Origin of the sequence: Nocardia sp. CNY236, from assembly GCF_000482385.1 — a bacterium.
Taxonomy (GTDB): Bacteria; Actinomycetota; Actinomycetes; order Mycobacteriales; family Mycobacteriaceae; genus Nocardia.
The window spans coordinates 98,596-122,981 of record NZ_AXVD01000020.1; the positions used below are offsets into that span (position 1 = coordinate 98,596).

25 protein-coding genes are annotated in these 24,386 nt (G+C 64.8%); 10 read left to right on the top strand and 15 right to left on the bottom strand.

Features of this window, described 5'->3' with window-relative positions; all coding sequences use genetic code 11:
• Positions 1-195 precede the first annotated feature (195 nt).
• Both K940_RS0113270 and K940_RS0113275 read left to right on the top strand, forming a co-directional pair.
• Complete coding sequence (locus K940_RS0113270) at positions 196-1,215, top strand: aldo/keto reductase (protein ID WP_028477951.1); 1,020 nt, start codon at positions 196-198, stop codon at positions 1,213-1,215.
• Between the two features lie 64 nt (positions 1,216-1,279).
• Positions 1,280-2,134 (top strand): LLM class flavin-dependent oxidoreductase, encoded by an 855-nt coding sequence (locus K940_RS0113275; protein WP_036528528.1) that lies wholly within the window; start codon positions 1,280-1,282, stop codon positions 2,132-2,134.
• A gap of 1 nt (position 2,135) precedes the next feature.
• Here K940_RS0113275 and K940_RS0113280 read toward each other — a convergent pair whose 3' ends face one another.
• A complete protein-coding gene (locus K940_RS0113280) occupies positions 2,136-2,783 on the bottom strand; it encodes a LysE family translocator (RefSeq protein ID WP_028477953.1) in 648 nt (215 codons plus the stop codon).
• A gap of 217 nt (positions 2,784-3,000) precedes the next feature.
• On the opposite strand from K940_RS0113280, the gene proS reads away from it, so the two are divergent.
• Complete coding sequence (gene proS / locus K940_RS0113285) at positions 3,001-4,443, top strand: proline--tRNA ligase (RefSeq protein ID WP_028477954.1); 1,443 nt, start codon at positions 3,001-3,003, stop codon at positions 4,441-4,443.
• 42 nt (positions 4,444-4,485) lie between these two features.
• On the opposite strand, the gene K940_RS0113290 is transcribed toward proS, so the two are convergent.
• Positions 4,486-5,472 carry an NAD(P)-dependent alcohol dehydrogenase gene (locus K940_RS0113290; RefSeq protein WP_155980853.1) on the bottom strand — a complete coding sequence of 329 codons (987 nt, stop codon included), beginning with the start codon at positions 5,470-5,472 and terminating at the stop codon, positions 4,486-4,488.
• A gap of 268 nt (positions 5,473-5,740) precedes the next feature.
• On the opposite strand from K940_RS0113290, the gene K940_RS0113295 reads away from it, so the two are divergent.
• A complete protein-coding gene (locus K940_RS0113295) occupies positions 5,741-6,967 on the top strand; it encodes a sensor histidine kinase (protein WP_028477956.1) in 1,227 nt (408 codons plus the stop codon).
• Between the two features lie 67 nt (positions 6,968-7,034).
• Positions 7,035-7,712, top strand: coding sequence for a response regulator transcription factor (locus tag K940_RS0113300; protein ID WP_028477957.1), 678 nt, complete (start codon positions 7,035-7,037; stop codon positions 7,710-7,712).
• A gap of 57 nt (positions 7,713-7,769) precedes the next feature.
• Here K940_RS0113300 and K940_RS0113305 read toward each other — a convergent pair whose 3' ends face one another.
• The 5 genes from K940_RS0113305 to K940_RS28180 all read right to left on the bottom strand — a co-directional run bounded on the left by K940_RS0113305 (position 7,770) and on the right by K940_RS28180 (position 12,562).
• Complete coding sequence (locus K940_RS0113305) at positions 7,770-8,657, bottom strand: haloalkane dehalogenase (RefSeq protein WP_028477958.1); 888 nt, start codon at positions 8,655-8,657, stop codon at positions 7,770-7,772.
• A 17-nt stretch (positions 8,658-8,674) separates the two neighbouring features.
• A complete protein-coding gene (locus tag K940_RS0113310; protein ID WP_028477959.1) occupies positions 8,675-9,466 on the bottom strand; it encodes an enoyl-CoA hydratase/isomerase family protein in 792 nt (263 codons plus the stop codon).
• Positions 9,463-10,119, bottom strand: a complete 657-nt coding sequence (locus K940_RS0113315) for a TetR/AcrR family transcriptional regulator (protein WP_028477960.1) — start codon at positions 10,117-10,119, stop codon at positions 9,463-9,465. Before K940_RS0113315 ends, K940_RS0113310 begins: the two co-directional genes overlap by 4 nt.
• 71 nt (positions 10,120-10,190) lie before the next feature.
• Positions 10,191-11,111: a hypothetical protein gene (locus K940_RS0113320; RefSeq protein ID WP_028477961.1), complete on the bottom strand. Its 921-nt coding sequence runs from the start codon at positions 11,109-11,111 to the stop codon at positions 10,191-10,193.
• Between the two features lie 5 nt (positions 11,112-11,116).
• Positions 11,117-12,562 carry an MFS transporter gene (locus K940_RS28180; RefSeq protein ID WP_081706337.1) on the bottom strand — a complete coding sequence of 482 codons (1,446 nt, stop codon included), beginning with the start codon at positions 12,560-12,562 and terminating at the stop codon, positions 11,117-11,119.
• 102 nt (positions 12,563-12,664) lie between these two features.
• Here K940_RS28180 and K940_RS0113330 point away from each other — a divergent pair, with 102 nt between their 5' ends.
• A complete protein-coding gene (locus K940_RS0113330) occupies positions 12,665-13,288 on the top strand; it encodes a TetR/AcrR family transcriptional regulator (protein WP_036528481.1) in 624 nt (207 codons plus the stop codon).
• A 141-nt stretch (positions 13,289-13,429) separates the two neighbouring features.
• Here the strand turns inward: K940_RS0113330 and K940_RS28185 are convergent, their stop codons facing one another.
• The 3 genes from K940_RS28185 to K940_RS31595 all read right to left on the bottom strand — a co-directional run bounded on the left by K940_RS28185 (position 13,430) and on the right by K940_RS31595 (position 15,907).
• Positions 13,430-13,954: a DMT family transporter gene (locus tag K940_RS28185; RefSeq protein ID WP_155980851.1), complete on the bottom strand. Its 525-nt coding sequence runs from the start codon at positions 13,952-13,954 to the stop codon at positions 13,430-13,432.
• Between the two features lie 202 nt (positions 13,955-14,156).
• Positions 14,157-14,627: an SAM-dependent methyltransferase gene (locus tag K940_RS0113340; protein ID WP_028477963.1), complete on the bottom strand. Its 471-nt coding sequence runs from the start codon at positions 14,625-14,627 to the stop codon at positions 14,157-14,159.
• A gap of 11 nt (positions 14,628-14,638) precedes the next feature.
• Positions 14,639-15,907: a helix-turn-helix domain-containing protein gene (locus K940_RS31595; RefSeq protein ID WP_081706338.1), complete on the bottom strand. Its 1,269-nt coding sequence runs from the start codon at positions 15,905-15,907 to the stop codon at positions 14,639-14,641.
• A gap of 301 nt (positions 15,908-16,208) precedes the next feature.
• On the opposite strand from K940_RS31595, the gene K940_RS0113350 reads away from it, so the two are divergent.
• From K940_RS0113350 to K940_RS30780, 3 genes are all read left to right on the top strand, one after another.
• Positions 16,209-16,610, top strand: a complete 402-nt coding sequence (locus K940_RS0113350) for a DNA-directed RNA polymerase subunit beta (RefSeq protein ID WP_231390360.1) — start codon at positions 16,209-16,211, stop codon at positions 16,608-16,610.
• Entirely contained in the window at positions 16,610-16,933 is a 324-nt protein-coding gene (locus K940_RS0113355; RefSeq protein ID WP_036528483.1) for a hypothetical protein, read from the top strand. Before K940_RS0113350 ends, K940_RS0113355 begins: the two co-directional genes overlap by 1 nt.
• 232 nt (positions 16,934-17,165) lie before the next feature.
• Positions 17,166-17,852, top strand: a complete 687-nt coding sequence (locus K940_RS30780; protein WP_081706339.1) for an LppP/LprE family lipoprotein — start codon at positions 17,166-17,168, stop codon at positions 17,850-17,852.
• A 458-nt stretch (positions 17,853-18,310) separates the two neighbouring features.
• On the opposite strand, the gene K940_RS0113375 is transcribed toward K940_RS30780, so the two are convergent.
• Positions 18,311-18,826, bottom strand: a complete 516-nt coding sequence (locus tag K940_RS0113375; RefSeq protein WP_196812192.1) for a nitroreductase/quinone reductase family protein — start codon at positions 18,824-18,826, stop codon at positions 18,311-18,313.
• A gap of 98 nt (positions 18,827-18,924) precedes the next feature.
• Complete coding sequence (locus K940_RS0113380) at positions 18,925-19,818, bottom strand: LysR family transcriptional regulator (RefSeq protein WP_028477969.1); 894 nt, start codon at positions 19,816-19,818, stop codon at positions 18,925-18,927.
• A 96-nt stretch (positions 19,819-19,914) separates the two neighbouring features.
• Between K940_RS0113380 and K940_RS0113385 the strand changes: the two genes are divergently transcribed.
• A complete protein-coding gene (locus K940_RS0113385; RefSeq protein ID WP_036528486.1) occupies positions 19,915-20,298 on the top strand; it encodes a nuclear transport factor 2 family protein in 384 nt (127 codons plus the stop codon).
• 57 nt (positions 20,299-20,355) lie between these two features.
• On the opposite strand, the gene K940_RS0113390 is transcribed toward K940_RS0113385, so the two are convergent.
• The 3 genes from K940_RS0113390 to K940_RS0113400 all read right to left on the bottom strand — a co-directional run bounded on the left by K940_RS0113390 (position 20,356) and on the right by K940_RS0113400 (position 24,322).
• Positions 20,356-21,612 carry a CdaR family transcriptional regulator gene (locus K940_RS0113390; protein ID WP_028477971.1) on the bottom strand — a complete coding sequence of 419 codons (1,257 nt, stop codon included), beginning with the start codon at positions 21,610-21,612 and terminating at the stop codon, positions 20,356-20,358.
• 217 nt (positions 21,613-21,829) lie between these two features.
• Positions 21,830-22,843, bottom strand: coding sequence for an acyl-CoA dehydrogenase family protein (locus K940_RS0113395; RefSeq protein WP_028477972.1), 1,014 nt, complete (start codon positions 22,841-22,843; stop codon positions 21,830-21,832).
• Between the two features lie 345 nt (positions 22,844-23,188).
• On the bottom strand, positions 23,189-24,322 hold the full coding sequence (locus tag K940_RS0113400) for an acyl-CoA dehydrogenase family protein (RefSeq protein WP_028477973.1): 1,134 nt from the start codon (positions 24,320-24,322) through the stop codon (positions 23,189-23,191).
• Positions 24,323-24,386 lie beyond the last annotated feature (64 nt).

Consider the following 24,386-nt stretch of genomic DNA (forward strand, 5'->3'; position numbering starts at 1 on the left):
AGGGATACCGCAACCACCTAGCTTCCAAGCACGAAAACCTCGGTCCGGCAGCCAAAACGAGGGTCACGACCACTTGCAAAATGGAGCAGCGCTCCGTATATACTTTGTCGGAACATAGCTCCGCTTGGTCAGGAAGTCAGACCAGTCGGACCGACACCGATCCGACTCGCCGCACTCGTCAAGGAGAAACAGCTCATGCAGTACCGCACCTTCGGCCGTACTGGCGTGCAGGTCAGCACCCTCGCGCTCGGCGCGATGAACTTCGGCAGCTTGGGACACACCACCCAAGACGAGGCCACCGCCCTGGTGGATTCCGCGTTGGACGGGGGGATCAACCTGATAGACACCGCCGACTGGTACGGCCATGGGGAATCGGAGCATATGGTCGGCAAGGCGATCGCCACACGCCGCGACGACATCGTGCTGGCCACGAAGGCGAGCATGCCGATGGGCGACGAACGCAATCACCGGGGCGGTTCCCGGCGCTGGTTGGTCACCGCTTTGGACAACAGCCTGCGCCGGCTGGGCGTCGACCATGTCGATGTCTACCAGATCCACCGATGGGATCCGCGCACCAGCGACGAAGAGACGCTGTCGGCGTTGACCGACCTGCAGCGCGCGGGAAAGATCCGCTACTTCGGGTCCTCGACCTTCCCGGCGTACCGGATCGTGCAAGCCCAGTGGGCGGCCCGGAAGTACCACCTGAGCCGCTACGTCACCGAGCAGCCCAACTACTCGATCCTGCAGCGTGCCGTCGAGGCGCACGTGCTCCCCGTGGCCGAGGAGTACGGACTCGGTGTGCTCGCGTGGAGCCCGCTGGCCTCGGGCTGGCTGTCGGGCGCAATCCGGGAGGGCCGTGCGATCACGACCAACCGTTCGACCTTCATGCCCGACCGCTTCGACACCACGATTGCCTCCAATCGGGCCAAGATGGCAGCGGTCGAACGATTGGCCGCGCTCGCCGATGAGTCGGGCATGACCTTGATCCAGCTCGCGCTCGGTTTCGTCACCGCGCACCGCGCCGTGACCAGCGCGATCATCGGTCCCCGCACCATGGATCACCTGCGCCCGCAGCTCGCTGCCGCGGACACCGTGCTATCTGCCGACGTGCTCGACGCCATCGATGCGATCGTCGCTCCCGGTGTCGACCTCGCTCCGCACGAGAAGCACGACACACCACCCGCCCTGCTCGACGCGTCCCAGCGGCGCCGCTGACAGCTCGACCGCCGAAAGGACGAGCCGACTCGTGACGCACACACCTCGGCCGAGCTTCGGGATCATGACCGCACCAATGCAGGTCGACTACCACGACATCCTGCGGGTCTGGCGCGAAGCGGACGGCATACCGGAGATCGAACACGCGTGGCTCTTCGACCACCTCATGCCGATCGCCGGCGACCCGGACGGGCCGACCCACGAGGGCTGGACACTACTCTCGGCCCTCGCCGCGCACACTCGACGGGTGCGCCTGGGCCTGCTCGTGACCAGCAATCGCTTCCGCCCGCCCGCCGTGCTGGCCAAGATCGCTGCGAACGTGGACATCATCTCCGGCGGCCGGCTGGACTTCGGCATCGGCGTGGGATCACGCCCCGGGCACCCGCTGGCCAAGCGCGAATACGAAGCACACGGCCTGCCGTTCCACGACCCGGCCCACGCCATGGGTAGCTTCGCCGAAGCGTGCACACTGATCAGGCGTTTGTGGACCGAGACCGAACCGTTCGACTTCCATGGCGCCTACACCCAGCTCACCGGTGCCTTCGGTAACCCCAAACCCGTCCAACGCCCCCATCCGCCGATCATGATCGGCGGAGGTTCGGCTCCGACGCTGCGTGTCGCCGCCGAGCATGCCGATCTATGGAACATCCCTGGAGGCGACATCGACGACGCCGTGCGTCGTAGCGCATTGCTCGACCGCTACTGCACGGACATCGGTCGCGATCCCGCCTCCATCGTGCGCTCGATTCACCTGCCGGTCTCCTACACCGAACCCAGCACCACCCGGGATGCGATCGCCACGGCGATCGCCGCCGGCTTCGGCCATATCGTCCTCGGACTGCCGGCGCCGTACCCCGCCGGCATCGCACGATGGGTCACCGACACGCTCATCGAAGGACCACGCTGGTCGTCGGGCTAGATCAGCCGGCCTTGGCCGGCTTCGAGGTATCGGTGGCCAGTGAAACGGCCAACCCACCCAACACCGCCCCCATCACGTAGCGCTGCACTTTCAGCCAGGCGGGACGACGAGACAAGAAGACGGCAATGGCCCCAGCCGCGAACACGATGGTCAGGTTGACAACGACACTCACCGCGATCTGAATCGAGCCGAGCAGAAAGCCTTGGACCAGCACATGCCCGGCTTCCAGATCGATGAACTGCGGAATGAGCGACAGATACATGACCGCGATCTTCGGATTGAGCAGATTCGTCATAAGGCCCATCGTGAACAGCTTGCGCGCAGAATCGTGCGCCGTGCTCTGCGGAGCGAATACGGACATGCCTCCGGGTTTCACGGCATTCCACGCGAGATAGGCCAGATAACATGCGCCGAGCACTTTGATGGCGAAGTACACCTGCGGCACTGCGGTGAAGACGACCGACAGCCCGAGATTTGCCAGCAGCAGATACACCAAGAACCCGACAGCGACCCCACCGAGGGAAACGATTCCGGCCCGCCGTCCCTGGGTGATACTGCGGGAGACGAGGTACATCATATTCGGTCCGGGGGTGAGCACCATTCCCAGGGACACCAGTGCAACACCGAGGATGCCACTCAACTCGAGCATGCCGGACCCCGTGTGCTTTCCACTTCTTCCTGCACGTGACGCCCTTCTCTCGACCATGCCAAACCACACCGAGACTACGTGTACGGCGAGAAGTCGCGCTGATTGCGCAACCGAGGTGGGCGACGTCGGCTCCCGATGTCGGGCGCCTGCCACCTCGGCGAACCGGACGCCGGGCGGATGTTCGCGACCGGCGCCTGCGTGGGTAAACTGCCCGGCCATGGGACGCAACGAGCAAGGCTTGACCTCCCAGGACGAGGACTTCTCCGCCTGGTACAACGAGGTCGTGGCCAAGGCAGGACTGGTCGACCGTGGGCCTGCCAAGGGGACGATGGTTCTTCGCCCCTACGGGTACCGAATCTGGGAGTTGCTCCAAGCCGACCTGGATCGCCGGATCAAGGAGACCGGCCACGAGAACGCCTACTTCCCGTTGCTGATCCCGGAGAACTACCTCGAACGGGAAGCCGACCATGTCGAAGGGTTCTCGCCCGAACTGGCGGTCGTCACCCACGCCGGTGGCAAGGACCTCGACGAGCCGCTGGTCGTGCGGCCCACATCGGAGACGGTCATCGGCGAGATGATGGCCAAATGGATCAGCTCGCACCGCGATCTTCCGCTCCTGCTCAACCAGTGGGCCAATGTCGTGCGGTGGGAGCTGCGTCCGAGGATGCTGCTGCGCACCACCGAATTCTTGTGGCAGGAAGGCCATACCGCTCACGTCGACGAGGCCGACGCGGTGCGCGAGACCATGCTCGCACTCGGGTTCTACACCGACTTCGCTCGCGACATGGCCGCGATCCCGGTGGTGCCCGGAGAAAAGACACCCGGTGAGCGCTTTGCCGGCGCGGTGCAGACCTTCACCATCGAAGCGATGATGCGCGATGGGAAAGCGCTGCAGGCGGGAACATCTCACTACATGGGCGAGAACTTCGCGCGCGCGTTCGACATCCGCTACACCACCTCCGAGGAGCGCGAGGCATACACCCACACGACGTCGTGGGGAATGAGCACGCGGATGCTCGGCGGGATCGTCATGGCCCATGGCGACGACCGCGGTCTGGTGTTGCCGCCGCGATTGGCCCCACACCAGGTCGTGATCGTGCCGATCGCCCGTGGTGACAAGGCCGCTCGAGTCCACGATGCGGCACACGAACTCGCCTCCCGCCTGAAGGCGGCAGGCGTCCGGGTCCATGTCGATGCTCGTCCCCAGCTGACTCCTGGATGGAAGTACAACGAGTGGGAGCAGCGCGGTGTCCCGCTGCGACTCGAACTCGGGCCACGCGACCTGGAAGCCGGGACCGCTGTTCTGGTCAAGCGCCTCGGTGAAGAAGGCAAGCAGCCGATCTCGTTGCAGACTGCGCCGGAAAAGATTCCGGGCCTGTTGGACGACTACCACGACTTGCTGTTGGAACGAGCAACCCAGTTCCGCGACAGCCACACCGTCACCGTGGACTCGTGGGAGGCATTCACTGCCGCTGTCGCAACGGGCTGGGCGCTCGTACTGCATTGCGGTGATCCAGAGTGCGAGAACCAGATCAAAGCGGAAACGGCGGCCACACCGCGCTGCATTCCCCTCGACGGGCATGCCGAGGCCGGCGCCTGCATACGGTGCGGCAATCGATCGGCGTACGACAAGCGCGTCCTGTTCGGTCGGGCGTACTGACCGTCCAGCTCCCTGCGGCGGGCGCACTGCCCGCCATTAGGATTACTTCACCGCGACTACGATCTTGCCGCGGGCATGCCCTCGCTCCAGATAGCCTATGGCCGCGGGCAGTTCGTCGAACAGGTAACTACGATCGATCACTGGGTTCACTGCGCCCGCTTCGATAGCCTCCCGCAGCACCACCAGATCCTCCGCATTCGGCGCGACGGTGAAGCTCGTGAGGCGTTGGCTCACGAACGAAGACATCAGTCTTGCGGTCAGCAGACGGCCCATCGGTCCGATCCAGCGGTTGTCCGAGTCACCGCCGGCCAGCACCAGTGTGCCGTCAGGAGCAAGTATCCGCAGGTAATCCGATGCGGAATGCGTTCCCGACACCTGGAACACCGCATCGTAGCGGTGCTCGCCGCGAGTGAAATCCACTCGGGTGTAGTCGATGACGTGGTCCGCGCCGAGGGATCGAACCAGCTCGACATTGCCCGTGCCACATACCCCGGTCACCTCGGCGCCCCACTGTTTGGCGAGCTGCACCGCGAATGTGCCGACGCCGCCCGCCGCACCGACGATCAGTACGCTCGTGCCCACATCGACCCCGGCATGATCGCGCAGTCCCTGCAGAGCTGTGCTCGCCGCCAGGGGCACGGTCGCGGCCTGCTCGAACGAAAGATTTGCGGGCTTGTGCGCCAACCGATCCGCCGGAATGGAGACATACTCGGCGAAGGCGCCGAAACCGCGGAGGAATGGACTACCGAAAACCTCGTCTCCGGGCCGAAACCCGGTGACATCGGCACCCACCGATTCCACCTGCCCGGCCACGTCACAACCGGGCACCGTGTAGTTCGGTCGCCGCAGCCCTACCTGCAAGCGGGCAATGTGGGGAACGCCTCTGATCACGTGCCAGTCGGCAGGGTTCACCGAGGTCGCGTGCACCCGGACCACCACCGAGTCGGCCTCCGGCGTGGGTAGGTCGATGTCACGAAGCTGCAAAACCTCTGCCGGTGCGCCGTATTCGGCCTGAACGATCGCTTTCATGGGCTGCTCACCTTTCGGATGCGTCATCGCCCGTCCTGTTCGGGGGCGGTTGCTCGGCACAATCCATCGTTGCTGCGCCGACCGTCCGTATCGCCCGCCGCGCGAGCATTCGCTGTCCCCCGCGGGTCGGGCTGCGACGCGGCGTCGATCCCCCAGACGGCGGAGGAGGTATCCGCACGGGGTGTGATGACTGCCCGGCCCGGTTGACCTACCTTTGCCTGATGCGCATCGATTCGTCTCGCGGCACGAACGCTCCGGTCTCGGGGCGATGACCGGCCGCACCACACTCCCGTTCTCCGGGTCGCTGGGCGCGGAGCGATTCCGTGGTCCGTTCGCCCGCTGGCCCCGCATCTGCGACGCGATCCTGGCGTTGGTGACATTCATGCTGGTCGTGCAGGTCGAGGACCGGCCGGGCGACGCGATTGCGCTGCGACCGATCGGTTCGGTACCGATCGACGTACTAGTGGTGTCCGCTGTCGCCGCGACAGCGCTGTTCTGGCGGCGCAGTTCATCCGGGCGCGTCATGGTGGTGGCCCTTGTGGCCTGGGCGATCGTGGCCTCGAGCGCCGATCATGCGACCCTCGGAGCCATAGCGATGGTTGCGCTCTACAGCACTGGACGGTACGCGCAAGACCTGCGATGGAGCTACGTCGCCGTCGCAGGAGTACTCCTCGTGGTCGTCCTCGATGGCCTGCTCGCGCGGACCGCGGTCGCACAGATCGCCGCGGGGGTCGTCGTCATGGAATCGGCGTGGTACGTCGGCCGACGCCTACGGCTGCGCGCCGAACGCGCTGGACGACTGCGCCGCGAACATGCGGCCGAGGAGCAGCGAATTCGCACCGAGGAGCGTACCCGGATCGCGCGTGAACTCCACGATGTGGTCGCCCATCGAGTGAGCATGATGACGGTGCAGGCAGGCGCTGCCAAAGTCGTGGCCGCCCATGACCCCGAAGCCGCCCACCAGGCGATGGCGGCAGTCGAGGACGCGGGCCGCCAAGCACTGGACGAACTGCGCCACCTGCTGGGAGTGTTGCGGCCGGACCTCGACCGGGACAGTGTCGAGCACGACGGCCTCGGTCCCCAACCCGGTCTGGCGGACCTGCCCGACTTGGTGCAGGAGGTGCGTCGGGCCGGCCTCGAGGTTTCGGTGACGATCGACGAGGTCGTGGCTCCGCTCGCCGCACGCGTCGAACTGTCGGCCTATCGCATCGTGCAGGAGGCATTGACCAATGTGCTCAAACACAGCGGCCCGCGAACCCGCACCGAGGTGCACGTGCGCTCCACCGCATGTGGTCGGGGCATCTGCATCGAGGTAGTCGACGACGGCTCCGAGACCCGCACCGATCCGGTCACCGACACACGTGTGCCCGGCCATGGGATCATCGGGATGCGCGAACGGGCCCTACTGTTGGGTGGCAGCCTGGATGCGGGGCCGCGGCCGGGCTGCGGTTTCCGGGTGCGCGCCGAACTACCCACAGGAGGGCCACCGCAGTGAGCTGTGCACATCGTCTCGCGGCACGTCGTCTCGCGGCGCATCGACTCGCGGCGAGGGGCTTTCCAGCGTGAGCATCCGCGTCGTCGTGGTCGACGATCATGCACTGGTCCGCACTGGTTTCACCATGGTGCTGGGGGTGCATCCCGACATCGAGGTGGTGGCCGAAGCAGACACCGGCCGCGCAGCGATCGACGCAGCACAGCGGCATCGTCCGGATGTGATTCTGATGGACATCCGGATGCCCGAAATGGATGGCCTCGAGGCCACCGCCACCATCATGGCGGAGGCGGATTGGGATGTCCGGGTGCTCATCCTGACCACCTTCGATCCGGACGAGTACGTCTATCGGGCTCTGCGCGCCGGCGCCAGCGCATTCGTGCTCAAGGACATGCCCGCCGACCAGTTGGCCGCGGCCGTCCGCACCGTGGCCGATGGCGGAGCGCTGTTCGCGCCCTCGATCACTCGGCGCTTGATCGGCCGATTCGCCCAACGTCTGAGTATCGACACCACCGTCGCACGTCGCCTCCAACGGCTCAGCGACCGGGAACGCGACGTCGTGGTCGCCGTTGCGCGCGGAGCCAGCAACGCCGAGATCGCCGCGAACCTGTTCATCGGCGCCGCCACGGTCAAGTCCCACGTATCGAGCATCCTCACCAAGCTCGGCCTGCGCGACCGCGCTCAGATCGTGGTCTTCGCCTACGAAAGTGGCCTGGTCGAAGCGGGAAACCACAGCATTGGCCGTTGACCGGACATACGCGGCCCTGGGATCGGCGGTGGCCGCCGCCGATCCCGATCGGGTCTTTCAGCCGCGCACTTCTGCGACGAATTCCGCTATCGCGGCGCCGATCTCGTCGGGACTGTCTTCTTGGATGAAATGTGATCCGGGCACGGTGATTTCGCGCTGATTGGGCCAGGTGCGGCAGAAATCGCGTGGCGCTCCGGTGAGGACGGAACCCGGCTCTGCGTTGATGAACAACTTCGGGATATCGCTTGTGCTCAGCCAGCTTCCGTAGCTGTCGACCACGTCGACAACCTCTTTCGGCTCGCCCGCTATCGGTAGCTGGCGCGGCCACGTCAAGGTGGGTCGACGGTCCTCACCCGGCGACGCGAATGGCCGCCGGTACTCGGCCATCTCGGCATCGCTCATCGGTCGAAGCACCGACGCGGGAAGGACGTTCTCGACGAAGATGTTCTTCTCCAACACCAACTGGTCACCGACAGGTGATCGGAAGGCCTGGAACACGCCGCGCGCTTCCTCCGGCCACTGATCCCAGGTTATCGGCATGACGAGGCTTTCCATGTAGACGATGCCCCGGATCCGATCGCGGTGCTGGTTTGCCCAATCGAACCCCAGAGCCGACCCCCAGTCGTGGAGCACCAGCACGACGTTGTCGCCGAGATCGAGCGAATCCCACAGATCGAACAGATGATCCCGGTGCTCGGCGAAGGTGTACCGGTCGGGACCGGACTCCAGAAGCTTGCTGGAATCTCCCATACCGATGAGGTCGCAGGCCACCAGCCGCCCCAGATCACGACAGTGAGGCATGACATTGCGCCACAGATATGACGATGTGGGATTGCCATGTTGGAAAACAATGGCGTCGCCCTCCCCCTCATCGATATAGGCCATGCGCTGTCCGCGGATGTCCGAGAACTTTTTCTCCGCGAAAGGCGCTGTGCTGTGGGTCATTCGAGGATCTCCTATGATCACTGTCCGTTGAAGGCAGGTTTGCGATGGTGCACGAAAGCTCGAACTCCTTCACGGCCGTCAGGGCTTCCGCTGGCATGCACGAGTTGCCGTGTCTCGCGCTCCATTTGCGATTCCAGACTGTCGGTCGAGGACATCATCAGCAGCCTCTTCACCCCACCGTGCGCCTGGGCCGACCCACGCGCGAGCCGATCGGCCACGGCAGCGACGGTGTCACGAAGCTGCTCCGGCCCCACCACCTGGTTCAGCAATCCCCAATCCAGCGCTTCGTGCGCCGAGAGCTCACGGTTGGTGAGAAAGAGCTCGGCCGCTCGACGGTGTCCGATCAACCGTGGCAGGAAATACGTCGAGCTGCCATCAGGGGTGAATCCGATCCGGGTGTAGGCACTGGAAAAGCGTGCGGTGTCGGCGGCGATCGCGAGGTCGCAACAGGCGGTCAAACTCAAACCGGCACCTGCAGCAACACCGTTGACCATAGCGATCACCGGTGCGTCCATCCATGCGAAGCGTGAGATCGCCGCATGCAGATCGGTGGTTATCTGCGTGATGAGCAGTTCGATGTGCTCTGGGTCTTCGGCGAAGGCGTGCACATCACCTCCGGCGCAGAACGCTCTCTCGCCGGACCCGGTCAACACCACCGACCGGATCGAGTCGTCCACGAGGCACCGGTTGGCAATGGCGAGAAGCTCTTTCGCCATGGTCGTATTCAGCGCATTGAGACTTTCCGGGCGGTCCAGCGTGATCCACGCTACGTTGTCCCGCAATTCGAAACGGCAGTTCTGATAATTCATGCCTTGTCTCCCTCTCCGCCCTCGTTCGGTTCATCGACTGCGGCGCCCATTCTCGCCGCGGCATTGCGGCACACCCGAAGAATCCGCGACGAGAAGGACTCCGATTCCACTGCTCGAGACAGTACGAGTCCGCCGATACACAAGGCCAGGGTCGCAATGGCTTCGTCGTAGAGTTCGTGTTCCTGGGTCGCGTCCACGGGGCGTCCACCCATCGCGTTGAGCGATTTGCGCAACTCCTGCTCGTAGACCGCACGGAAGTCGGCAGGCATGCGCGCGGCGTCGGAGCCGACCGCCGAGAAAGCGCACGAATCGGCACGATCGTCGCGGTGGGGTCGGTTGAGGTAGCCACGGGCGAGGCGGGCCGCGCGGGCACCCCAGGACGCATCCGCCTTGGTACCGATCCAGCGCGGTCGGCTTCCGGCCAGCGCGTGTCGGAAGGCCGCGATGGCCAGTTCGTCTTTGCTGGCGAAGTGTGCGTAGAAGGCCCCGTGCGTCAGTCCCGCGTCTCGCATCACTGTGCCGATAGCACCGCCATCGGGGCCATCCACCCGCAGTCGAGCGGCGCCGGCGTCGAGGATACGGGTCAGCGATTCCCGCTTTCGCCGCGCTCGCAGTCCCTCGTCCGGAGGCGCGCCTGACATGTCGACCGTCATACGGAGCACAATTTCGTATGACGGCCGTCATGTCAATTACCTCCACTGTCGATCCACAACGACATGAGCCTTCAGTCGATGTCGATTCCGCGCGTGGTCGGCAGGTCATCGAGGTCGAGTACCCGGTGCAGATGATGCACACCCGCGGGTAGACGCGGAGCGACCGTGGCGGCGGTGGCCGCAACGATGGACGTGGCACGGGATTGGACGCGCCCGCGTGCCCGCCGAATCGTGCCATCGTGGCCGTAGGCGAGAACGAGCCAATCGTCGGCCCCCGCCAGGTGTGGCCGCCAGGTCACCGACGATGCGCCAGGCAGCCAGGTCGCGATGGCCAAAGCGGTGGTCGCCGCCGCGGAGTCGAGACCGAAATACGTGCGGACCGGCGTCTCGAGGTCGCGGCGCAGGGAGTGCTGATCGGAGAAGTCCACTCGATACAGTCGACGGCGCCGGTGCCCGGGAAGATCGAAAGTCTTCGGCTCGGTGTAGTTGCGGATCGCCCGTGCACCATCGGGAAAATGCCCACCCAGCAAGCGATATGCCCAGGCTGTTCCGGCCGCGCCGTGGCGCTCTCCCGCACCGAGCAGCACCACCAGGTCGATCGGTCCGGGTGAGACCCGATACACGGCGGCGGCGAGCAGATTCGTCAGCCCGGGTGCAAGCCCGACATCGACGAGCACCGGGGCTGCCGACTCCAGCCGACGCAGCTCGGCGATGTATGCCGTTGTGGCCGTGATATCTATGAATGCGGCGCCGCACCTGCCTGCGATTTCGGCCAGGCGAGGGTCTTCCACACCCGACGCGTTGACCACGACATCCACATCCGCCAGCGCGGCGATGTAGGACTCGAGGCCGGGCTCGGTCACGTCCACCATTCGGTCGGTGCGGGCCGAATCGCGTCCGGCAGCAATCGCATTGGCGCCCATGGCATGCAACTCGACCATCAGGTGTGCGCCGACAGCGCCATAGCCACCCAAGACCAGCACAGTCGTCATGTCGTTCACCGTCCTCTCCGGGCTTCGGCCATATCGCTCCGTGTTGCTGTGGACGCTCCTGCGGGGCCGGATCCGGCCGATGTCGACCGGGAGCGCAACAGAGCGATGGTCAGCACCGCACCCAGCAGTGCCAGTACAGCCGCGCCGGCGAATGCCGTGTTCAAACCGATTCGGTAGGCATCCGGGCTTCCGGAGCGGTTCGTAACCACATCGGCCACTAGCAGTAGCAGCGTCACGCCGATGCCGGACCCGACTCGCTGCGTGGTGTTGACGATCCCCGCTGCAATCCCAGCGTCCGCCTTGTCGACCGAGGTCACCGCGGGAACAGTGACGCCGACAAAGGCCGCGGGCAGTCCGATACCGAGCAGTACCGCACCGGGCAGCACGTCGATCAGGTAGTTGCCGTGATCCGGCAGCCGGGCGAACCACGCCATTGCCAGAGCTTGCAATCCCAGCCCTGCCGCCAGCACCGGCCACGCGCCCAGTCGACTCAATGCGTAGGGAATCAGGCCACGAGAAACGACGATGTTCACCGCCGCCACGGGCAGAACGGCCAGGCCCGACCGAGTCGGGCTGTAGTCCTGCGTGGTCTGCAGATAGAGCGCCAGCAACGCGAAGGTGGGCACGTGCGCCGCGCCGACCAGGGCGTTCACCGCGGCGGAGCCGCTCACCTGCCGAATAGCGAACAACCGCAACGGCATCAGCGGCGTGGAAGTCCGTGATTCGATGAGCAGGAAGCCCACCAACAGCGCGAGCCCGCCACCGAGCAGCCCGCCTGCGACGGCACGATTCGACTCGTCGCCGAGCGCACCGATCGCGTACCCGATGATCAGCAGCGCCGCCGTACCGGTGACAGCGCCCGGTACGTCGAGCCGAGCGCCGTCCGCGCTCGACCGCGGCGGATCTGCTGGCAACACTCGGATGAACATCACTGCCAGCAACCCCACCGGCAGATTGATCAGAAAGATCGACGGCCAGCCGAATAGATCGGTGAGTGGCCCACCGACTGCCGTTCCGATGGCTGCACCCGCGGCGCCCATTGCGCTCCAGACGCCGAAAGCTCGGTTCTTCGCGGCAGGTTCGGTGAATGTCACGGTCAGCAGCGCGAGTTGGGCCGGAATGACCACGGCCGCACCGATCCCTTGCAGGGCGCGCGCACCCATCAGAACCAGTGGCGTCGCGGCGAAGCCGGCCAGTGCGGACGCGGCGGTGAACAGGATCACCCCGCCGGCGAACACTCGGCGCGGCCCCAACAGATCGGCGGCACGCCCACCGAGCAGCATGAATCCGCCGAAGGCCAGCAGGTAGGCGTTGGTCACCCATCCCAGTTCGGATTCCCCCAGCCCCAAATCGGCGCCGATGCTGGGCAGGGCCACGTTCAGCACTGTCGTATCCAGGAAGACCACCAGTTCGACGACGGTGATCACCAGCAAGGTCAGTCGCTGTTTCATGTGCAGTTCCTCTCGGCGGTCATCGATTCTCCTACTCACTAGAGCGTCACTACAGCGAAGAATTTCACTAAAGCAACGCTCTAGTCAAGTAGGATCTTCGGCATGACCGGAAAGGGCACAGGCATCAGGGCAGCCAAGACGACAGCGAACCGAGCGAAGATGTTGACGGCTGCGCGGGAGCTGTTCACCACCCGTGGCTACGCCGCTACCACGATGAAAGCCATTGCAGAACAGGCGGGAATGGCCGTACAGACGCTCTACTTCACCTTCGCCACCAAACGTGCGATCTTGTCCGAACTCCTGGACGTCGAGATCGCCGGTGACACGGAGCCGGTCGCCACCATGGACCGCCACTGGTTCGCCGCCGCCGTGGCGGCACCACCGGCCGAGCAGATTCGCCAGCAAGTCGATGCGGCCGCCACCATATTCGCCCGGGTCAGCCCGCTGCTGGAAGTCATCCGCTCGGCCGCGGCCATCGACCCCGAACTGGCCGAGATCTGGCAGACCAACATCGCCCAACGCCACCTCGTGCAGGTGCGCCTCGCCGAGGCGCTGGCCACGAAGACCGCTTTGCGGCCTGGACTCGACGCCACCCAGGCGGCGGATATCGCTCTGGCAATACTGGCCCCCGAGACCTATCACCTATTGGTACGGGAACGCGGTTGGCCTCCGGAGCGCTGGGCGAGCTGGGCAGCCGACGTGCTCACCCAACAACTACTCCCCTGACCGGCGATAGGCACGTTTCGTACCACCGCCGGCAGTTGGTGCTCGCCGTGCGCGAGGGCATACGGCTTCGGCTGCCAGACGGTTGTTTTCGACCCCACAGTGCTGGCACCGACGTCCAGCAATCGCACGGCGTAGGAGAGTTCACATCCCCACAAGCAGACCTGCCACGACCACCGCGATACCGAGGACCTCGACCAGCCCCGGCCGGCCGGTACCGAGCAGCACCGACGATGCCAATGCACCGATCGGAATGAAGCCGGAGAACAACCCGGCCTTCTCCGGGCCCAGTTGCGGCAGCGAGGAATACCAGCAGAAGAACGCGAACGCGGTCACCACCGTCGCCATGTACAACAGAGCCACGGACTCGCCGGCGGTAGGCACCCGCAGACTCGCGCTGCCCTGGACAAGGAGTCCGGCCACCAGGAGCAATGGGACCGAGGCCACCGCCGAGTAGGCCGACACTCGGACCGCGCCCAAGCGAGGCAGAAGCGGAATCGCCAGCAGCGAGAACGCGGCCTCGCACAGCAACGCTCCCACCGCCAGCGCCACCCCCAGCAGGGACGTGTGGCCGAGCCCGGCCGACACAGCTGCACCGGCGGTGACCACGACTGCGGCCACCACGAGTCGCGTCCGCGGCGACTGTCGTTGCATCAGCGGTGTGCTCAACGCGAGCACGATGGGTACGGCCGCCCGTGCCGGGTCGCTTCGATCAGGAACAGGTTGAATGCGGCGAGCCCGGTCGAGGTCAACGCGGCGATCAGTGTCATTTCCGCCGTCACTGGATTCCCCTCGGTTTTCGGCACAGCATCAGATCGACGAACACGGGCGACCCCGGATGGTCACCCGGAGAACATCGCCCGCCGCGCCACTAGAAGTAGTCCTCGAGCATCTCGGTAGACCACGGAGCTTGTCGAACCTCTCCGCGCGGACCGAACTCCGCAAACCAGGGTTTGATGTCCAACACGGGCGTGCCGTCGACCGCATCGAGCTCGGCGACGTGCAGGTCCAAGCCCTCCACTCGGAGCAGCCGGGTGCGGGATACCCCGAGCCAGTTGATCCGTCGCATGTTCCGATGTCCAAAGATGCCCACCTTCGGCCATGCGGGGTTGTCGCGGGCACTACGCGCGCCGAAGTGCACGTCGTTCGGGTCGGTCAGGTGGAACCGAAACACGATCTCGAGGTGGCTGAACGCATCCAATTCCCGCACGGACTCTTCGGTGAACCGGCGATCATCTATCCGGATGATCGCCCGAGTCCCTCCCCAATGGTCGTCTGTGGGCTCGCAACGACCACCCACCACATGTGCGACTGGAACTACCTCGAATACTTCTTCTGTCATGCGACCTCGCTCTACTTCCTGTTGGCGGACAGATAGTCTGCGGCCCGTTCACGGATCTCACCCACGCCTGCGATGTGCCGATAGGGCGCCACAGTCGTGTATATATCGTGAGCAACTCTTCTCGTGCGCCCCGATTGAATACCTTCCATGGTGTCTAGCGCCGTGGTCCATGTAGTGCAAGCCTGTTCGAGTTCACCGCCGCGGGCTTGCACAGCGCCGAGATAGCCGAGGGTTACCGCGTGAGTCCGCGTGAAAGCCGTGGCTTTGCGTTTATCGACGCTGAACTGAAATTGGTCAGCCGCCCTGATGAGGTCGCCCGCATCCCGCAACGCGCAGGCCGTTTCGTGGGCAAGACTCGCTTCCGAGAAGAAGAACACCCGAGCAGGTTCGTGATCGGAGTCGGCGGCAGCAGCGAGTTCCTGTTCGGCCGCAAGAAGTGCTTTCGCCGACTCTGCAGTCCGACCGGCTGCGCTCAATGCCTTGGCGTGCACAACTTTCAGCAGCGCTCGCTCACGAGGGCAAGCGACCTTGTAGCGATCTCCGTCGATCGAGGCTTCGGCGATTCGTAGGCCTTGTTCGGGGTGCCCGAGATCGACAGCTTGATGTGCCATAGCTCGTAGTACGTGACCAGCCAGCGGAGCGTCACCTGCCTCAGCGGCAAGCTGGGTCGAGGTGGCGAAGTACCGTTGGGCAGCGGCGTGCTCGTCGTTGTCGAATGCCATCCAACCGACTAGGTATGCCAGTTCAGCTGCCGCTGAGAACATGTCTCGTCGTACAGCTTCGCAAGAAAATGAGCCCTTGAGACAGCTGGTTACCTCGTTGGTCAGGTACTGGACAACAGCACTCCGCCCATGTCCACCGCCACGTCGCTGATCAATGTGCGAAAACACGACCATCACGTCTCGCACGGCAGCTACGTCGGCCTTCCCTACATGACGAACACCGGATGCCTTGTACGGCACGAGAGACGCCCGCTCGAGCCAGCTTGGACGCAAGACAGATGCGGCAAATGCTGTGGAGTATCCGACATGTAGGAAAGAGCGCCGTTCCACATCAGCCTTCCCAAGGTTGAGCAACGCGGCTATGGCGTCTTGGATAAGCCCAAAACGCTTTTCATAGCACGCTACGACATCCGACGTCGGTGTTCGCTGTCCGGTCTCATAGTAAGCAAGCACGGACTTGCTGTAGTGGATCTGAGTAGCCAGAGCGGCCAAGGATACTCCAGCGGCCTCACGGGCGGCTCGAAGCTGCGCACCGACAATCGTTGCGTGACTGTCCATACCGCTGAATCTAGCCGGCCACAGAACTGAATCCGACCCGTTGTGGACGCATTGTGGATGCCGATTCGTATTCTCGGCGCAGCTCCCATGGTCAGCTAGAAGTGCGCCTAGCAGAAATTGGAATCGCAGGCCGTCATCGCGTTTCCGCTCTCACTCTCCGGTACTGGTCGGGATTCCCGGGGACCGGGCGTGCCTGAGTCGTTCTATACGAGTTGAGGTCTGGATGCACCACATAGCGTATGGGGACACGCCATTGTCCCGGAGCCACTACTACAGGCTGGTATGCGATCTACCTACGATCGTGGAACCGCTACAGATCGGGCGGATCATTGTCCGCACTGGGAGAGTGTGGGCGGTGGCCATGCCCGAACCGCTCGGACAGCGCGTCGAGGCATGGATGTCGGACCAGGGCTACGAGGCGGGGCCGATTTTGACCCACCCACGGTCGCGCAGGTGGACCTTCGTCGTGAGACCGGATCTGCCTGACGAGGTGGCGTTGTTCGCCGAAATGTTCCGGCTGAACGTGTCGATAGTTCGTGACGGTGGGACGATCGCATTGCCCGGACCCGCGGACTCCGCGGCTGGCTTCCGGGCGTGGATATCGCCGCCGGTCAATGCGTTTCGCCCATCCGGCCGGATCGTCATCGACGCTACCCGGGCCTGCAGGGCCAACGGCGCATTCTCGACGGACGGGTGCACCTGATGGGCAAGCCGACTGCGCTGGGCTATCTGCGCCGCGACATCTCCGGCGAGACGCAGCGCTGGCACGAGGCACAGATCCGTATCTGTGCAAAACAACTCGGCTACGAACTGACCAAAACAATCGTCTTCCACGCCCGTACTCGTTCCCCGATCACCGGGCTGATCACCGCGGTACAAGCGGCCGGGGCAGAAGCGGTGATCGCCCCTACTCCGTGGCACTTCGGCGCACAGATCCCCGGAGATCTGGTGCAGGTGACCGACGTGATAACTGCGAGCCCGCGACACACCTACTCCCGCAGGCTGCCGAACCCCTTCTCATGGTGACTCCCCAGCAACCACCGCCCGACCATCACGCAACCGACAAGCCCGGATTCCGGGGGCAGCACCGACTCCACGGACCGATCAGGGCCACGCCGTGTCGACGACCACGGCCATGTCGCGCCGCCGAATCCTGCGGACCGAAACGAATTCGAGACCTACTACCCACCACTGAACCTGTAACAACAGCTCTCCTGGATCGGATTTTCCAGGCATTGGGAACTCGAAGGAGGAGCGGATGAAAACGATTATGAGGACCGTGATCACGGTGATCGCGTTGAGTGTCGCCGTCGCGGGTTGTCAGGACTCGGGTACGTCGGCCACTCGACCGAGCGAACCCGACCAGTCGACAGTCGAGGTCACGCCATCATCGCCGGCACCGGTAGGAGATACCGGGCAAACCTTGCCGGCGAACCCGGTCTCCCCGGGGGAGATCACGCCCACACCAGCAGATGGGCCCGGGCAGATCCCGCCGACGAAAACTCCCGTCACCAGTGGAAACGGTGAATGCCTCGATACCAACTCGGGTGAGGTGAACGCTGCGATGAATTCGCTCGCGCCCGCACCGGGCGGCACGAGGTACGTCGTCCACAGCAGTCTCAGTGCACCTCTCGGGTCCTGCCCACAACTGCTGTGGCTGTTGGCCGCGACACCAGGAGGGACGGCGAGTTCGCCCTGGCATGTGCTGTTCTTCAATCACGACGGCTATCTCGGCACCGCTACGGCAAACGCGACCGCGTATACCGAGGTGGTTGGATCGTCCGATCGCAGTGTCCAAGTGCGGTATCGGTGGCTCGAGAACAGTGACCCTAACTGTTGCCCCTCCGGTGGCCCGGCGGTCATTACCTTCTCACTCGGCGGGGACGGCTACACCGTCACTCCCAACCCGGCGATCCCGGACCAGGTGAGCAACCCCGGCAGCTAGAAGCGGACATCGGCCCGGCCGACCGGCGCGCCCGATACGAGCGGCGCGAGCAGGCCGGGCCGATGACGTTCATTGCGGCAGCGACTATCCGCGAGCACCGCCCCTGGGCGGCTAAGGATTGGGACGGTCCAGTTGGTCTGCAACGCCCGAACACCAAGCACCGACGGGGTCGCGCTCCTGGTCACCAGAACCGACACCGCCACCGTGCTCAACGCCCCAGCCCCACACTCGGCCACGAAATCCGGCCGGAGTACACCACGATCAACCGAAGCCGTGACGCGGCACGCCTCTTTCGGCCGGACAGCAAGCGACCGGCCGTTCCAGCCTCGTGTCGCGCTCCCGATCGGAGAATCCGATCCAGCGCGAAGCCGATCGCAGCGCATCCGGCCATGCCCGTGCCAGAGCCCTGCGGCGACACCGGCCGCCGGCACCCATGCTTGGCCTGGCCGGTGCGCTGCTCATCTTCCGGGCGCGAGCGGGGTGAAACCGTCGACGCGGAAGGCGGGGTGGTCGACGGCGATGGCCTCGAATCGGTCCACCGACGCGTAGGTGTCGATCGGGAAATGGGGTCGCGCGCCCGGCGCGACATCGAGGTAGCGCTTGAGAATCGGCGCCGCGGCGGCGGGGTCCACCTCGGTGAGCCGCACCTTCCATTGCCCACCGTGGCGGATCAGCGCGTGACCGTGCGCGGCGCGCAGATTGCGTACCCAGTTCGCGTTCGCGCCCAGCATCGACACCGCGTACCAGTCCCCGTCGATGTCGGCGAGCACGATCGGGAACCGGATCGGCCGCCCGCTCGAACGGCCGACGACCTCGAGCTCGACATCTCGCGAGCGCGCGAGCCGACCTCCGGCACTGTACTGGCCAGCCCAGTACCGGTTGAGCAGCCTCGCCACCCGATCGGGCTTGCCCCCGCGATAGATCCACCGCTTGATCCGATACAGCTCGCGCAACCGCGAATGTCTCTGCGCCACCGGCTCATCCTCACACGCGACCACTGCCCGGGGCGGGCGCGGGGCGCGGCCCGAGACCAGGTGGCTTCGGGCCGCGCGACCGGAATTCGCCGGGTCCCTCAGTCCTGCGTGGACCGGGTCACGAAGGCGCGTCGGCTGTGCACCAGGAACTCGCGCACCGCAGGACTGTGTGCGCTCTTCCACGCCAGCGCGAGCACGGCAGGCGACACGATGTCATCGATGACGCGCGCAGCGAGCCGGTCGTCGTAGTCCGCAGCCATCGAAGCGCCCAGCACGGCCGCAGCCAATCCACGGCTGGCAAGGTCGGCAAGGGCATCCGAAGAACTGGCCTGTAACCCGATTCCGGGCCAGATGCCCTGTGTGGCACACGCTCGGTCGAACACTGTCCGCAGCCCAGTTCCCGGCGGCATGCACGCGATCGGATGATCACACAGGTCGCGCAGGGTGACCTGCTGCTGTTTCGCCAGCGGGTGCCCGGGGGGGACGACCACGACGAGTCGGTCACTGGTGATCGTCAGCGTATCCAGGCCGTCCAGGGCGGTGGTTGCCGTGCCGATGAGCGCGATGTCGATGCCGCCGGCACGTACTGCATCGACCAGCCGGTCGGAGTTGTCCTCCAAGAGCGCGACCCCCACACCGGGGTGCGCCCGATGAAACCGGGCGAGCGCGTCGAACAGCGGGGTGATCGTGCAGCCGATGACCATCCCGACCGTGAGCTGCCCGCGGATCAGCCCGGTCACGTCGCCTACTGCCTGGCCGAGCTCGCCGGCCGCGGCCAACGCGGCGCGGGCATGATCGAGTGCCGCCTTTCCCGCGGTGGTCAGCGTGGCGGTGCGAGCCGACCGGTCGAACAGCTGTGCGCCGAGTTCCCGCTCGAGCTGGCGGATCTGAGCGCTGACGCCGGACTGGCTGATGTGCACTCGCTCGGCCGCCCGAGTGAAGTTCCGCTCTTCGGCTACGGCGACGAAGTACTCCAGCTGCCGCAATTCCATAAGTATTGATTCTAGTACATATAAGTTTCATCTGTTGGACTTCTCGCTCGAGCCCGGACATGCTGGACAGCAGCACACCGGAAGCCAGGAGGATCCATGACGAACAATCCCGAATACGCGGCCTACGCGAAAGCAATGCGCCCCGAAGACATCACCCGCTTGTTCGTCGCACGGTCCAATGCCGGCGACGCCGCCGGAGTCGCCGCACTGTATGAAGAACACGCGGTTATGGGCTACCCGCCCGGCGAAGTGACCACGGGACGGGAAGCGATCCGTGTGCTGTGGGAAAAAGTGCTGGCCAACAGCCCTCGATTCGAGCCCGAAGACCCGTTGCCTACGCTCGTCAGCGACGACATCGCACTCACCTCGACTCCGCCGAAAGACGGCTCCGGCGCCCGAGCGCAGGTCGTTCGACGCCAGCCCGACGGCAGCTGGCTTCGACTGATCGACCAACCCGAATTCCTTCCGCCCAAGCCGTAGCTCACGCCACCTACGTCTCCGCCGCGCGGGCGAACAGGCCGAACCCCGGCGGGGACGTCACCCACGAACAGCCGGGAGGATCGCCAAGGCGACCTGAAGGTCCAGCGTGTTGTGATTCAGATCGCGATGCAACATCTGCTCGGCTTGGCGTACCCGGTAGTTCACCGTGTTCCCATGGATGTGCAGCCGCGTCGCCGCGCGGCTGCGACTTCCGTTCTCGTCGAGGAATACCGCCAACGTCTCGGATACCCGCATCATCGTCTCGGAGCTCTCGGCCAAGGGTCCCAAGACACGGTGGACAAAGAACGACGCCTGTTCCATATCCGCCGTCGCCATGGCTGCGATGGCGACGTCTTGATAGCACGTGACAGGCGCTTCTCGGACGAGAGCAGCGAACCTGCGGGCATGTTCGGCCTCCAATTGGGTGCGTCGGAAGCCGTCGAGTCCGGCCCCCGGGCTGCCCATCGAAATCCTGACGTTGCCGTTGCTGCGCCACTCGGCCAACCGTTGGAGGTGCTTCTCGGTGAACGTTCCAGGTCGGGTCAGCCAGGCGCGGGCTGCGAGCGACCCCAACGGGATGGTCAGGGTGCTGATGGCGTCCGTCCGAGCGGCGAGTTCTCTGATCGTCTGGTTCAACTGTGCTTGTGAATCGGGCTCGGCCGGCCCGGCAGTGAACCAGGCGTACACCCCGATGTGCTGGCGCTCGAGGTCGTAGCGCAGCTTGCGTGAGGCATGGACGGTATCGCGTTCACGCCCGGACAGAATCGCACCGATGGTCTCTGCCCGCTCCGCGATCGCGCTCGCCAGCCACTGCTCCAGTTCCTTCTCGTAGACATCGGTCAGCTGGTCGGTGGCCTCGTCGACGAACGCGAACAACCACGCGGACGCTGCTGTGGCAGCCGTGGCGAGTTCGTCATGACCACTGGAACTTTCCGTAATTCGAGCGAAGAGCCACCGCCACACGATTTCGTGACCGAGCTGGTAGCACCGCAGCAATGGTGCGAGCCCCACGCCGCGCTGTACGCTCGACCGGGCCACGACAACCGTCGCCGACGGCAGTTGCATGGTCCGCGGATCGATACCGCGTTCGACCAACTCACCGAAGTCTCTGATATTGGCAGCGGTACTGACGCCCAGTTCCTGCACCGTCTGCACATCGGCAAACAATTCCGGAACCGAAGACCGGTAGGACTCGACTGCCCGGCCGGCGACCTCGTCTGCCATTCCGGCCAACTCCGCACCGAGTTGGCGCAGCAGGCCCTGCCAGACATGGTGGGCGTCGGTGCCGGCGATCGGAGTCCAGGCCAGCTCCATACCCGCAATCTAGTCGGCCGGGACACGGTCGGACCCCGATCAGACGCCTTTGCCGACGTTCTGATATCTGCGATCTACACCACGCATCGAAACTGCCAACCAATCAGTGTTCTCGTGATCTGGTTCGTAACGTTCGTGACCTCACTCGTACCAATCCGGGCATTTTCGATGCCGCCGGTAACCGAGTATTCATCGTCCTCGACGCGCCGTCGCGTTCCTACCCGCACCATTGCGAGTAGCGAACCATGACCCGATTCCGGATATCCGCCGCCCACCACTTGACCTTGGCAGCGTCGACATCCGACAGTTCTGCCTGAGTATGCGCCACGACGCAGTGATCGAGGAAACCAATGACGACGTCGACACTGGTCACCAACTCTGCGAGCTCGGGCTCGACCGAGTCGCGCTCGACACCCTCGATCATGTCCTGAAGCATCCGCGTGGCGTTGCCCACATCGGCTGCAGCGGCAGCCAGCCGTTCTCGCGGCAAAACCTCCATCATGGCTGCGTAGCCGCGATTCACCGCGCCGAGCCGATGGGCATCGCTTACGCGGACCTCGTCGAAGAACAGTTCGGCGCTGTCGAGCTGCTCGGCAGTAGCAGCACGCGCGTCCTCGCCCGCATTACTGCCTACGCCTTCACGGCGGAAACCCCGCATTCCACTGTCGATCACGAACAACGTGGTACTCGTGTCCGCCGGACCGTGCCCGGTATCGACCGCGACGACAGCGAGGTCGGCATCGGCGCCGTTGGGAACGACTGGATGAGATCCTCGAATGATCCAGTCGTCGCCGTCACGCGCCGCCGCGGGTCGAACAGCGGCCGGATCGGAGCCGGCCGACGACTCGGAGGTGGCGACGGCACAGATCTGTTCACCAGTGGCGAGACCCGGAAGCCACCGCTTCTGCTGGTCGGTGTCACCGAACCGCACGATGTAGAACGCTCCCGAATCGGAATGCGCGCTCAGACTGCCGGCCAGACCGCGACCGAGCGCTGCAACCTCTTCGGCGACAATGATATTGAATCTGATATCGGCAACACGGGCGCCGCCCAGTTCCTCCGGGATGGTCAGCCCGAGCAAGCCCAGTGCGCCTGCCTCCTTCCAAACCTCGCGCGGCATCGCACTGTCCGCGAGGATCTGCTCTCGTCTCGGTGCGAGCACTCCTTGAACGAAGCCACGCACTGTTTCTCGGAAATCGTTGTGGTCGCTGTCATAGCCGGGGCGCTGCATGTCTACCTGTCTGGTCGTTTTCGCTTGTGGGACTTGGAAACGAATTCGCCGACGAATTCTGTCGCAGCAGGTGCCCACGAGGGGCCGGTTGGGGGCGCCGTAGCAAGTGATATGACGTACGAAGCGCTCCAACGACCCGATCGTAAACGTCTCGTTTTGCGCGGGGCTCGTCGTTCGACGTCAATTTTTCCGCAACTGCTTGTCGCCCCGTGACAACCCGGCGAACTACCCACAACTCTCGTGTAGGCAGCATTCGCCCACTGGGTGATTTCGTCGACCGTGCCAGCCAACTCCGCTCAGGCTACGGAAGAGGCCCAGGCGCTCGACATTACAGGCCGATCGGCACTACAGACCGCTGGCGCGGCCGATCAATTCTTTCCTGATGTCATTGGTCCCGAGCCAGGCATTCACGGCGCCGGCGCCGCGGCGGCGCTCCCCGGCACAGCAGGTGGGCGTCCGGCCGCGCCGGCCCGACGGCAGGCAGCGATCCATAACCTGGCTTCGGATATCGTTCGACAACCGCCGGACTTTGGCGGCATCTGCATCCGACAATTCCCCGCGGGCATAGGCCGTCATGCAGTAGTCGAGAAATGCAGTGACCATGTTCAAACTGGTCGCCATGTCGCTCAGCATGGGCTTGCCGACCGGTGACCATCCGAACGACCGTCCGGTCGTGAAGCGCTGGCCGACATGCTCGGTCGTGTCGTGCAGTATCCGGGCGGCATGGCCGATGTCGGCCACAGCCGCAGCCAGCCGTTGCCTGGGCGAGGAATCCGTCATGGCCGCAAACCCCTTGCTCACCGGTCCGAGACGGTTCGTATCGGGTAGCCGAACCTGGTCGAAGAACACATCGGCAGTACCGAATTCGTGCGGCGCAGCTTTGCTTCGCCGGCTGAAACCACGCATTCCGCTGTCGACCACGAACAAGGTGATACCCTCCGATCCGACGGCGGGTCCGACACTGGCCGCGACTACGAACAGGTCGGCGTGCACTCCATTGACGACACACGAATCCACACCGTCGAGAACCCAGTCCTCGCCGTCACGCACAGCGGAGATTCGCCGCGCCGACGTGCGCGAGCCATGCGTTGGCTGGGCGGCGACCATGCTCCAGATCTTCTCCCCAGCGGCGATATCCGGCAGCCATCGCCTCTTCTGTCCCTCCGTGCCGAGTTGGGCGATATGGAACGCGCACACATCGGAGTGCACGCTCAGGAAGGAGGCCACGCTATGGCTGTGCTGGGATACTTCCTCTGCGACAATCGCATTGAACCGAAAGTCGCTCATTCCGGCGCCGCCGTACTCCACAGGGACCTGCACCCCGAGCAGACCGTGCGCGCCGGCCTCCTTCCAGACCGCACGCGGCACCGAGGTGTCGGCGAGGATCTGCTCGTATGTGGGCGCGAGCACATTCCGGACGAATTCGCGCACAGATTCTCGGAAGGTGCCGTGATCGTTGATCGTGATGGGGCGCTGCATGCTGTCCTACCTGGTCGTTGTCGCTGGCGGAGAGGAAAACCTTCGCCACTGACGCCCGGTTGAC